Below are 11,795 nucleotides of genomic sequence, written 5' to 3' on the forward strand. Positions count from 1 at the left end.
ATCGAGCGAAATGCGGTGATGCGGGGAATTGACCACATTACCCGGTTTCGCGCACCCGCCAAGTGACGAATCGGCATATGGAAATTCATGCGGGGCGGGTGCCGTTCCGCGTTTCGGATAGTGACCATCAGGAGGTGGTGCCAATGAGTGAAACCAATGCACAGGTGAGAAAACCGGCAAACGCGGTATCGGATGCCTTCGTCGGCAAGCGGCTCGATGCCGACGTGCTGGTGATCGGCGGCGGCCCCGCCGGGACGTGGGCCGCCATCAGCGCGGCGGCCAACGGGGCGCGCGTGGTGCTGGCCGACAAGGGCTATTGCGGCACGTCCGGCGCGACGGCACCGTCAGGGACCGCCGTCTGGTATGTGCCACCGACCGGTGACGCCCGCGAACGGGCCAAGGCCAGCCGCTTCGAGATGGGCGGGCAATTGGCCGAACACGTCTGGATGGACCGTGTGCTCGAACAGACTTGGACCAATGTTCAGCAACTGGCGCAATGGGGCTATCCGTTCCCCGTCGATGAGTTCGGCGACGAGCAGCGCACCTCGGTACAGGGGCCGGAGTACATGCGCCTGATGCGCAAACGCGTGAAGGAAGCCGGTGCGCGCATTCTCGACCACAGCCCTGCCCTAGAACTGCTTGTGAACGATGACGGTGCCGTCGCGGGCGCGGCGGGCGTGAACCGGCAGACTGGCGAGACATGGCTCGTTCGCGCAGGCGCCGTGGTCATCGCGACTGGCGGCTGTGCATTCCTGAGCCGGGCGCTGGGCTGCAACGTGCTCACCGGCGACGGCCAGTTGATGGCTGCCGAAGCCGGCGCTGAACTCTCCGGCATGGAATTCTCCAACGCTTACGGGCTGGGACCGGCGTTCGCGTCGGTCACCAAGTCGATGTTCTACAAGTGGGCGACGTTCTACGACGAAGACGGCGTGAAGATCGACGGCGCAGGCTCGGCACGCGGGCGCGGCGTCATTGCGCGCGAACTCCAGTCGCGCAAGGTGTTCGGTTGCCTCGATCTTGCCGATGAACAGATTCGAGCGTGGATGCGCACTGCCCAGCCCAACTTCTTCCTGCCGTTCGACCGGCTGGGCATCGATCCCTTCACGCAACACTTTCCGGTGACCTTGCGACTGGAAGGCACCGTGCGTGGCACGGGTGGCCTGAACGTCACGGGCAATGACTGCGCCACCTCCGTGGCCGGGCTCTACGCCGCAGGCGATGCGGCCACGCGCGAACTGATTTGCGGCGGCTTCACCGGCGGCGGCAGTCACAACGCGGCATGGGCGATGTCGTCGGGCTTCTGGGCGGGGGCCGGTGCTGCCGGTCACGCGCGCGCCAATCGAGATGCGACGACGGGCACGCTGTATCACACGGGCACGGTTGCGCTTCAAACCACATCGGCGCACGCCCGCATCGACAGCGAGCACATCGTGAAAGCGGTGCAGGACGAAGTGTTTCCGTATGACCGCAACTGGTGGCGCAGTGCCGACGGGCTCGAAGACTCGCTCGGCCGGCTCGACACGCTGTGGGCACATCTGCGCGCCAGTGCGCCCGCGCAAACGGCGGCCGAAGCCGTGCGCGCCCGCGAGGCCGCAGCCATGGTGGCGACGGCGCGCTGGATGTACCGCTCGGCACAGCAACGCACCGAGACGCGCGGCATGCATCGCCGCGTCGACTATGCCGCCACCGACGACGGCCAGCATCACCGCCTCATTAGCGGCGGTCTCGATGACATCTGGGTGCGCCGGCAAGCGGTGAAGTCAGCCGTTCTCACCCCGGAAAACGACGGAGTTTTCGCATGATCGAAATCGTGAACGAAGCGCGCTGCACAGGCTGCAACATCTGCGTGCGCGCCTGCCCGACAAACGTGTTCGACGCGGTGAAGGACGGTATTCCGCAAATCGCCCGGCCCGACGACTGCCAGACCTGCTTCATGTGCGAACTCTATTGCCCGGAAGACGCCCTGTTTGTCGCCGCCCATGCCGACCGGCACACCACGGCCGACGAGGCGAGCGTGCTGAAGGAGTCGCTGTGGGGCAGCTACCGCGATGCGGTCGGTTGGGGGCCGGGGCGGCGCTCCACGGCAGCGCTCGACGCTAGTTATGTTCTGTTGACGAAGGCACATTGATGACTCAAAACAAGCTCTCCCCGGTCTCGCTGACGGACTCGCAAACCGATGACCTGACCGCCCATGAGGCGGTCTCCAGCACGCGTCGCACCTTGCTCAGAGGCGCGCTCGCCAGTGGCCTGCTCCTCGCTGGCGGTGCCGCACGCGCTGCCACCAACAACGGCAAGACGCTGCGCTTCGGCGTAATCGGTCCGGCACGAGCCCCGGCGGCACCTACCGGGTATGCGCTCTCTCGCGGCTACTTGCTGCGTGAACTGGCCCCGCTCGGCTTTACAGAAGTGCGCTTCGATATGTTCCAGAACGGCCCCGATCTCAACGAAGCGTTCTTCTCCGGCACGCTCGACGTGGGTATCTACGGCGATACGCCTGCGGTCGTCGCACGCTCGCAAGGGCTCAAGGGACGCCTGATCGGCTTTGAGGAAATCGGGCTGGCTAGTTGGTTGCTGACACCGCGCGGCGGCGTCAAGAGCATCAAGGAACTGGAGGGCAAATCGGTTGGCGTACCGCTGGGCTCGTACATCCACCGGTATCTGCTCGGTGTGCTCGATGGCGCAGGCCTCACAGGGCGCACGCGCGTGGTTCACATGCTTGGCCGAGATGCCGGTGCGGCGCTGGAACACGGTTCACTGGGGGCGTACGCGGCGCAATCGGATCTGGGGCCGACGCTGGCCGCAGCAGGCTATCCCGTGATCGACCGCGCCAACGACCACCCGGAGTTGCTGGGGTCATCAGTCATCGTGGCATCGAACGACGTGCTGGCTCGCGCACCACAGTTGCCCGCCGCGTGGAACCGCGCCCGGCGTGCCGCACTGGCCGATATCGATCGCGACCCGCAGGCGTATTTCAACTTCCACAAGCAAACGAGCGGCATCGCGGAGGACGCGATCCGGATCTCGCACCCGATCTCCAACTATCCGGCCGATCCCCTGCCCGCCTCGGGGATTCAGATTCTCGACGGGGTCAAACGCTTCCTGCTGAACGGCAAACTCATTCGCAACGATTTCGCGTTGCAGCAGTGGCAAACCTGACGGCAGCCACCGGTGGCACCCTCCGGCATCAGGCCGGATGGATCGCCCCGGTTGCCACCACCGGACCGGTCGGCTGGCCGGTCGGTGATCCGCCCGGCGGCTCGATCGAGACGGCAAAGACTGCCTTCGTGTCGATCTGCGCGAGGATGGCCGGCGGCAGTGCCATCGACGCCGGTTGATCGGACGCGAAGACGCCCAGCGGAATCGGTTTCGCGTTTGGCGGAATCAGCCAGAGTTCGGTCGCGCGGTCGGCGGCAATGCTCGGCTTGTCGGCCGGCACCACCACCATGCGGGCGTTCTGCACATCGACGGTCGCCGTCCAGTGCGCCACGCCATCGGCACGCGCGAGCGTCGCCACCATATAGGTACTGGCGACGCTCGCGCTCGGGGCTTGCGGGCCGACATGGGTCGTCAGATTTACGGCCAGCAATGCCAGTGCCGCAACGCTCGCCCCGGCACCCACCCAGCGCCAGAGCGCCAGATTGTTCCACCAGCTTTCGGTGGACGGACGATTAGCGCTTTGATTACCGGTCTGATTGGCGGCCTGATCGATGCGGAAGCCCAGATCGCTCCGGATACGCAGCCAGACACGCGGCGGCACCGCTTGCGGCGGCAAGTCTTCGACGAGGGGGGCAAAGTACTGCTGCCAGCGCTCCAGCACCGCTTGCAACTGCGGGTCGGCGTTTGCGGCCTGCTCCAGCGCACGGCGCTCGTCCAGGTCGAGGACACCCAGCGCGTACTCCGCGCAGCGCACTTCGTCATCGCGGTTGATCGGCGTATTCATTGTTCGAGGCACACTTTCAACTGCATCAGACTGCGGCGAATCCAGCTTTTCAACGTGCCGAGCGGAACGCTCAGATGCGCCGCCAGTTCGCTATACGTTGCACCGCTGAAAAAGGCCTCGCGCACGGCGGCGCGTTGCTTGCCTTCGAGCTTTTCCATGCACGCCTCCAGCCGCTGGCGATCTTCGCTCGCTTCGGCAAGGGCTGCGGGGCTGGGGTTGTCGTCGGGAATGTCGAGGGCCTGCTCGTCATCGAGCGCGGCCTCGCGGTGCTGGCGAAGGCGGTCGATCGTCCGGTTGCGCGCCAAGGCAATCAGCCACGTCATGGCGTTGCCACGGGTCGCGTCGTACGCGTCGGCACGTCGCCAGACAGTGACAAACACGTCCTGGAGCATGTCTTCGGCTTCTGCCTGCTCGCGAACCATGCGCAGGATCACGCCGAACAGGTGGGACGACGTCAGCTTGTACAACTCGCCGAACGCCTCCTGACTGCCCTGCCCGACCTGTAACAGCGTCTGGTTCAGGTGCTCGCGCCGCACATCCTGTGGGTCAGACGCCCCGGCGCGGGGCGTCTCGACATCGCCTGGCCGTCCAGTGGTACCTGGTATGTCAGTCATGTCGTGAGGGCGAATGGAATCGCCGTGACGTGTTGGTTTCCGGAAATATAGCACCTTCGCGTCGGACTGCCGCCGCCGGGATCGACTGGAGAGTTGGAGATCGGGCATGGTCGTCGGGGCATGGTGTGGATGCCCATACATACGTGCCGGATCCCCATTCGGATGCAACCACCGGTCACATCGCGCCAATCATAGCGTCACGACCTCCAGAATGGCGTCGGCAAAGGCTTTGGGCGCTTCCTGCGGCAGATTGTGGCCTACACCATTGCCAATATCGCGGTGCCGGTACTTACCGGTGAACTTCTTGGCGTAAGCGGCGGGCGGCGGATGCGGTGCGCCATTGGCCTCGCCTTCCAGCGTGATCGTCGGCACGGTGATGACCGGGGCGCCTGCCAGACGCTGCTCAAGCGCATCGAAACGCGCCTCGCCCTTCGCCAGCCCCAGACGCCACCGGTAGTTGTGGATCACGATGGCGACGTGGTCGGGGTTGCGGAACGACGCCGCCGAACGCGCATAGGTCGCATCATCGAAATGCCACTGCGGCGATGCCGTCTGCCAGATCAGCTTGTTGAATGCGTCGGTGTTCTCCGCATAGCCCTTGGCGCCGCGCTCAGTGGCGAAGTAGTACTGGTACCACCATTGCAGTTCGGCCTGCGGCGGCAACGGCTGGCGATTGGCCTCCTGACTGCCGATCAGATAGCCGCTCACGGACACCAGCGCTTTCACACGCTCCGGCCAGATTGCGGCAACGATGTTGGCGGTGCGCGCGCCCCAATCGTAGCCGCCAAGCACGGCCTGATCGATCTTGAGGGCGTCCATGAGGGCGATGACGTCTGCCGCGACGACCGCCTGCTGGCCATTGCGCGGCGCCGCCGACGACAGCAGGCGCGTGGAGCCGTAACCCCGCAGGTACGGCACGATCACGCGATAGCCGGCCGCCGCCAGCAACGGGGCAACGTCCACGTAGCTGTAGATGTCGTACGGCCAGCCGTGCAGCAGAATCACCACCTTGCCGTCCTTCGGACCGGCTTCGGCATAGCCGACGTTCAGGTCGCCGGCGTCGATCTGGCGAATGGCTTCGAACGAGGTGTGCCCGCCCGCCAGCGAACCGGAAAGCGATGACGGCGTTTGCGCGCGGGCCAGATTGCTGAGACCGAGGTCGGCGAGCGTCATGCCCGCGAGGGTGGTACCGAGAATGCGACGACGGCGAAGGTTGACCGGATTCGACATGACTGATGTCCTCTCTGAGTTAGGTGTCGGAGGCGTCCGGCGCATCGTTCGGGAGAGCCCCCGGAGGGGCCATCGGGATGCGTCCCGGACGCCTGATCAGCGTTATATCCGGCCCCGCCGGGCCCTTTATGTCCGAATGTATCTGCCGTTACCGACGACACATACGAATTCAAAAAAGCCCGTCTGACGGCTTACTTCACGCTGGCCACGGCATCGAGAATGACCTTGGCCACATCGGCCGGACGTGATTGCTGCGGCACGTGACTGGACGGCACCTCCGTGACCTTCGCCCCAATGCGCTTGGCCATCGCGCGCTGCGCGTCGGGCGCGATCATGCGATCGTTCTGGCTGATGACGAACCACGACGGCTTCTGATGCCACGACGCAACGCTCACCTTTTCACCGAACGCCGTCGCCTTGATCGGCCCCTGCGTGGCCGCCATGACGTTCGCCTGTTTGATCGGCACGTCCTGCGCGAAGTATTGCGCCACGTCCGCCGGGGGCAAGCTGAGCCAGCCGCTGGCATCGGCCGTGATGTGGTCGGTGCCCGGCGCCTTGGGCAGCGTCTCGCCCAGCGTGGCGACCGACTCACCGGCGTCCGGTGCGAATGCCGCGACGTAGACGAGGCTTGCCACCTTGGCGTCTTTGCCTGCCTCGGTAATCACGGCGCCGCCCCACGAATGTCCCACCAACACGACTTTGCCCGGCTGATTGTCGATGGCGCGCGTGGCAGCGGCGACGTCGCCCGCCAGCGAGTCGAGGGGGTTCTGTACGGCGGTGACCTTGACGCCCTTGTCCTGCAAGAGGGCGACGACCTTGGCCCAGTCCGAACCGTCGGCGAATGCACCGTGCACGATCACGACAGACGGTTGGGTCTCGGCGGCGCTGGCCGGGGCGACGACACCTGCGAGGCCAATCAGGCCGGTGCTCAGCAAGAGGGCTGCGATAGAATGGCGCTTCATCGAAAACTCCTTTGATCAGGGGAACGAACCACGACGTTGGCTCGACTGGTTGCCAGTGTCGTCGCGCGGCGGTCCGCCCGGTATCGGACGATTGTCCGATGCGAGCCAATTCACCGTGCCCCTGCCTTCGCCCCCGCCACCTCGCCTGCCCTTACCCACCGATCATGTCTTCGAGCACCGCGGGACTCACCGATGCCGTTCTCGCGCTCGCCTTCATCGGCGACCTGAGCATGGGCCGTTCGACGGACCATTCGCGCCGCGCCGCGTGCCTGTCAGGCTGGCTTGCCGCCGCCTCGGGCGACGCGACGGCGGCACAGAACGACGCACGGGCCACAGCGCTGCTGCGCTGGTCCGGCTGCACGGCCAACGCCAGCGGGTTTGCCGAACTGCTCGGCGACGATGTCGCGTCGCGCGAAGCGATGATGGCCCAGACGCTGCCGCCGCTCAGTGCCCACACGCAATCGCTCATCGTGCCGTTGGCACTGATCCATTGCGAGATTTCGGGCGACGTGGCGGTAACTCTCGGGATGCCGGTGCCGGTCGTCGACGCCTTACGCCAGATATTCGAACGCTTCGACGGCAAGGGCATGCCGGCCGGGCGCCTTGGCAACGCCATCCCGTCTACCGTCTTCATCGTCAACGTTGCCAGCGATCTGGAAATCCTCTCGCGGGCGCATGGTCGCGATCACGCTTACGCGTTTTTGCGCAGTCAAGCCGATGCAAAGTATCCCGGCAAGCTGGTGGATCTGGCACTGCACCACGCCGATCAGTGGCTCGATGCACTGGATGCCGCCGAACCCGATACCGCCGCATGGCAACTCGCCGCCCCGGCATCGACCGCCCGCGTGCCGCTAAGCCTGCTCGCCGACGTCACCGAACTCAAATTGCCGTGGATGGCGGGTTTCTCCCGCCGCGTGGCCGGGCTCGCGACACGCACCGCGCAGTGCCTCGGCATGAGCGTCGAGGTGCAGGCGCAACTCGATGCTGCCGCCTTGTTGCACGGTATCGGGCGCGCCGCCCTGCCCAACCGGCTTTGGGACACACCGGGCAAACTCTCGGCCGATCAGTGGGAAAAGGTGCGTCTGGTGCCATACTGGAGCGCACGGGCGGCCAAGCAGATCGAGGGCTTGCGAACGGCGGCCGATCTCGCGTCACGCGCCTACGAGCGTCTGGACGGGAATGGTTACTTCCGAGGGGTGTCCGGCGATGCGTTGAGCGCACCGGCCCGCGTGCTCGCCACGACTGTTGCCTTCGAAGCGCTGTGCGCCGCGCGCCCATGGCGTCCCGCCTATTCGGTCGACGACGCCGCACGCCTGCTCACAGCCGACGCCAGCGCGGGCAAGTTTGACGCGGCGGTGGCGGAAGCGGTCATCGCCGTGGCGCAAGGTAAGCAAGGTCAGGCGGCGTTACGGCCTGCGCCGTCGACTACCGGTTCGCTGCTCTCGCCACGCGAAGTCGACGTGCTGCGCCAAATCAGTACCGGTATGAGCAACAAGGAGGCCGCGCGCGCGTTGGCGTTAAGCCCGAGCACCGTGCGCACACACGTGGAAAGCATCTTTCGCAAGCTCGATTGCTCGACGCGCGCTGCCGCCACGCTCAAGGCGCTGACCGCAGGTTTGCTATGAGTACCGTGATAGCATTCACGCTTCTTGCGGCCCCCGGAGTCGGGCGCCGCGCAATACCCCTCTAGCCCCTGACAGAGTTCGATGATCCGCACCTCACGCAGACGCTTATGCGCATGGCTCGGCCTCGCCGCCATGTGGCTCGCTATCTGCGTGCCGGCGATCAGTCAGGTGCTAGCGGCACATCGCGCCGCCACTGAGCGGCCCATCGATGCGGCGTTCTGTACGGTCGACGGCAAGACGCAAAGCGTCGTGCTGCTCTCGCGTTCGCAGACGACGGATGACGCGTCCGGCACGGCGCATCACGACTCGGCCAATCACGCGGCGCATACCACACACGCCGATCAGGGCGATGTTTGCGGCTACTGCTCGTTGCTCGCGAATCATCCGCCGCTCACGCTGCCAGCCCTGACGGGGGCACTGTCGTTCGCGTGGATCGCACGCGCCGGCCCCGCTGTCGTCGTCACGCCCTCCGCCTCCCGCCTCGCCTTTGCGCCGCCTGCGCGCGCCCCGCCCGTCCTTTCCTGAGATTGCCTCACGAACGACCCTTCACCGATGACGGTGGCGGTGCGTCGTTCCCTTGCTTCGCCCGGTGTCGCCGTATGGCGCGACAGACCGGCGTTGGCTCACACAATCGTCTCGGAATCGACTCATGCAAGTTCCCTACACCCCGGCGCGCGAAGCCCAATCGGCCGGCGCGGCCGGTCAATACCGCACGCTCTGGCGCTGGCATTTCTACGCTGGCCTGTTTGTCATGCCATGGCTCATGGTGCTGGCGATCACCGGCACGCTGTACGTTTTTCAGCCGCAAATCGAGTCGTGGATTTACCACGACCGCTTGATCGTCACCGCACAGAACACCCCGCGACTGGCTGAACAAACGCTGATGGATCGTGCCGCCGCGTCGCTCCCCACAGGTGCGCAAATCAGTTCGGTCGAGGTCAATCGCGACCCGGCACGCAGTGCCGAATTCATTTTCCGGCTGCCCGGCGGCGAGCGCGAAAACGTCTACGTCAACCCCTATACGGGTACGGTGCTCGGCACGCTCAGCGTGCAGAACCGGCTGATGGCGCAAGTGCGTCAATTGCATCGATCGCTCATGCTGGGCAAGCCGGGCGAGTTGCTCATGGAGCTCGCCGGTTGCTGGACGCTCGTGATGTTGGCGACCGGCGTTGCCCTTTGGTGGCCGCGCGGCGGCACGTCATGGGCCAATGCGTTGCGTCCTCGCTTGCAGTTGCGCGGTCGCCCGCTGCTGCGGAATCTGCATGGTGTTGCGGGCTTGTGGCTCGCGGCGGGTGGTCTGGCGTTCGTGCTGACGGGGCTGCCGTGGTCGGGCTCGTGGGGCAAGCAATTCAAGGCGCTGGCGACGCAAGCGGGCATGGGCTCGCCACCCGGTGCGTGGGGCGAAGCGCCAGTGCGCTCGCAGATTCCCACCCGGCCGATGAAGATGGACGATCTTCCGCTCGCGCAAATGCCGTGGGCAGTCGGCGATACGAACGTGCCGACGTCTGCGCCCACGGGCCATGAAAGCCACGCTGGGCACGAAGGTCATGCGGGCCACGAAGGCATGGGCGCTATGGGCATGTCGCCGACACAATTGCGTGCCGAGGGCGCGCTGCCGATCGATCGCGTTATCGATATCGCCGCACGCAACGGTGTCGCCAGCGGCTACAGCCTCGTCGTGCCGTCACGCCCCGATGGGGTCTATACGGTGTCGTACTTCCCTGCCGACCCGCGCGTGGAGCGCACGCTGCACATCGATCAGTACAGCGGCAAGGTGCTTAACGACATCGATTACGACGCTTACGGCGGCGTCGCTCAGGCGATCTCGTATGGCACATCGCTGCACATGGGACGTTACTTCGGTGCGGCCAATCAGTGGCTGTGTGCGCTGATCTCGATGGGGCTCTTTGCGATGGCCGCAACGGGCGCTGCGATGTGGTGGATCCGGCGGCCCGCGCGCACGCTGGGGGCGCCGTCACGCAGTCAGACGCGTCCGCCGATGCGCGGCTGGACCATCAGCATGTGGGTGCTAGGGTGCGTGTTCCCGCTGATGGGTGCGACGATGGCACTCGTCTGGGCCGTCGATCGTGTGATCGTCAAGCGCCAGCGCACGCCCGTGCCGCTGTGATTTCGGTGCTGCCGATCGTGCGGCATCAGTCGTCTTGCGATGGCGGCACGCCGACGTAGGCGGCACGAGGTCGAATCAGGCGCGTGCTATCGCGTTGCTCAAGGGCGTGGGCAATCCAGCCGATCGTGCGGCCCAACGCGAACAAGCCGAACGCTGCGCCCAGCGGCAGTTGCAGATGGCGCCGAACCGCCACGAGTGCGAAATCGAGCGATGGCCGCTGGCCCAGCAGCGCGTCGGCAGTATCGATGATGGTTTGCCACGCCGGATGCGCGGGCAGCACGCGCGCAAGCATCGCACTCGCGCGCACGTCGCCTGCCGGATACAGGTGATGGCCGAAGCCGGGCAACTTCTCGCCGCGCGCCAGTCGCGCGCCCATGCGTGCCGCGATATCGACTTCGCCGACCTCCTCCCACATCGCCTCGTTGCGCGCCGTGGTGCCACCGTGACGCGTACCGGTGAGCGCCGCGAGTCCGGCGATCACCGATGCGCGCAGGCTGGCGCCGGTCGAAGCCACACATCGCGCCGTGAAGCTCGACGCATTCAACTCGTGATCGGCACACAGCACGAGCGCCATGCGAATCAGATCAGCACCCTCGGCATCGTCGATACCCCAAGCGCTTGCGCACTGTTCGTGAATTGACGCAGTGCTTGGCGCAGTACCCAGCAAGCACGCCGTCATCAAACGCAACAGCGCGCCACTGCCCTGTGCAACGCGAATGGGGTCGCGCTGCCAAATCGCCGTCGACGCATCGTCACTGGCAACGGTAAAGCATGGCAGCAGCGCGGCTTCGGCGCGTTGGCTACGGTAGCTCTCCAGCGTCAACACGGGCCAATCCGACGCTCTCGGCAAGCCGCCATCACCAAACGCCGTCGCCTCGTCGCATTGCCAGAGCCACCCTGCTGTCGCTTCGACCGACGCCGTTTGGGCCATCGTCAATGCATCGCGCCCCCGGTAGTAGCAGCGACCGTCTTCAATCAACGTGATCGCCGATTCGAGTACCGGTGTGCCCCAATCCAAGGCCGCCTTGGCGACCTCTTTCGGTTTCCGGCCCCGCGTGCGCTGTACCGCCAGCCGCTCAACGTCCACGACGCGGTAGCGCCGTTCGCGATGCGTCTTGCCCGGTTCGGCGTGCAATAGCCCCCGGCTCACATAGGCGTAAAGCGTTTGCAACGACACGCCCAAGTGCTCGGCAGCCTGCTTTGCAGTGAAATAATTTGTCATGACATCAATGGTTTAGCGGTGCTTTTGAAGACATCACTCTATGCATGAATTCGCAATAGATTGACTAAGTTAAT

11 protein-coding genes are annotated in these 11,795 nt (G+C 65.5%); 6 read left to right on the top strand and 5 right to left on the bottom strand.

Annotated features, from left to right (window positions below; genetic code table 11):
• Window positions 1–143: 143 nt before the first annotated feature.
• The 3 genes from AT302_RS12885 to AT302_RS12895 are packed head-to-tail and all read left to right on the top strand — an operon-like array spanning window position 144 to window position 3,156.
• A complete protein-coding gene (locus tag AT302_RS12885; RefSeq protein ID WP_084656593.1) occupies window positions 144–1,802 on the top strand; it encodes an FAD-dependent oxidoreductase in 1,659 nt (552 codons plus the stop codon).
• Entirely contained in the window at window positions 1,799–2,128 is a 330-nt protein-coding gene (locus AT302_RS12890; protein WP_058378797.1) for a 4Fe-4S dicluster domain-containing protein, read from the top strand. The genes AT302_RS12885 and AT302_RS12890 overlap by 4 nt, the downstream gene beginning before the upstream one ends.
• Complete coding sequence (locus AT302_RS12895; RefSeq protein ID WP_157125784.1) at window positions 2,128–3,156, top strand: ABC transporter substrate-binding protein; 1,029 nt, start codon at window positions 2,128–2,130, stop codon at window positions 3,154–3,156. The genes AT302_RS12890 and AT302_RS12895 overlap by 1 nt, the downstream gene beginning before the upstream one ends.
• A 28-nt stretch (window positions 3,157–3,184) precedes the next feature.
• Here AT302_RS12895 and AT302_RS12900 read toward each other — a convergent pair whose 3' ends face one another.
• The 4 genes from AT302_RS12900 to AT302_RS12915 form a co-directional block, all read right to left on the bottom strand.
• Window positions 3,185–3,940: an anti-sigma factor gene (locus AT302_RS12900; protein WP_058378798.1), complete on the bottom strand. Its 756-nt coding sequence runs from the start codon at window positions 3,938–3,940 to the stop codon at window positions 3,185–3,187.
• Complete coding sequence (locus tag AT302_RS12905) at window positions 3,937–4,554, bottom strand: sigma-70 family RNA polymerase sigma factor (RefSeq protein WP_058378799.1); 618 nt, start codon at window positions 4,552–4,554, stop codon at window positions 3,937–3,939. Before AT302_RS12905 ends, AT302_RS12900 begins: the two co-directional genes overlap by 4 nt.
• 189 nt (window positions 4,555–4,743) lie before the next feature.
• On the bottom strand, window positions 4,744–5,784 hold the full coding sequence (locus AT302_RS12910) for an alpha/beta fold hydrolase (RefSeq protein WP_058378800.1): 1,041 nt from the start codon (window positions 5,782–5,784) through the stop codon (window positions 4,744–4,746).
• A 191-nt stretch (window positions 5,785–5,975) separates the two neighbouring features.
• Complete coding sequence (locus AT302_RS12915) at window positions 5,976–6,746, bottom strand: alpha/beta fold hydrolase (RefSeq protein WP_058378801.1); 771 nt, start codon at window positions 6,744–6,746, stop codon at window positions 5,976–5,978.
• Window positions 6,747–6,910: 164 nt separating this feature from the next.
• Here AT302_RS12915 and AT302_RS12920 point away from each other — a divergent pair, with 164 nt between their 5' ends.
• The 3 genes from AT302_RS12920 (at window position 6,911) to AT302_RS12930 (ending at window position 10,499) form a co-directional block, all read left to right on the top strand.
• Window positions 6,911–8,371 carry an HD domain-containing phosphohydrolase gene (locus AT302_RS12920; RefSeq protein ID WP_058378802.1) on the top strand — a complete coding sequence of 487 codons (1,461 nt, stop codon included), beginning with the start codon at window positions 6,911–6,913 and terminating at the stop codon, window positions 8,369–8,371.
• A gap of 81 nt (window positions 8,372–8,452) precedes the next feature.
• Complete coding sequence (locus AT302_RS12925; protein WP_084656206.1) at window positions 8,453–8,896, top strand: DUF2946 domain-containing protein; 444 nt, start codon at window positions 8,453–8,455, stop codon at window positions 8,894–8,896.
• A gap of 124 nt (window positions 8,897–9,020) precedes the next feature.
• Window positions 9,021–10,499 carry a PepSY-associated TM helix domain-containing protein gene (locus AT302_RS12930; protein ID WP_058378804.1) on the top strand — a complete coding sequence of 493 codons (1,479 nt, stop codon included), beginning with the start codon at window positions 9,021–9,023 and terminating at the stop codon, window positions 10,497–10,499.
• A gap of 25 nt (window positions 10,500–10,524) precedes the next feature.
• On the opposite strand, the gene AT302_RS12935 is transcribed toward AT302_RS12930, so the two are convergent.
• Complete coding sequence (locus tag AT302_RS12935; RefSeq protein WP_058378805.1) at window positions 10,525–11,721, bottom strand: citrate synthase family protein; 1,197 nt, start codon at window positions 11,719–11,721, stop codon at window positions 10,525–10,527.
• Between the last annotated feature and the right edge of the window lie 74 nt (window positions 11,722–11,795).

This window comes from Pandoraea norimbergensis (assembly GCF_001465545.3).
Lineage (GTDB): Bacteria > Pseudomonadota > Gammaproteobacteria > Burkholderiales > Burkholderiaceae > Pandoraea > Pandoraea norimbergensis.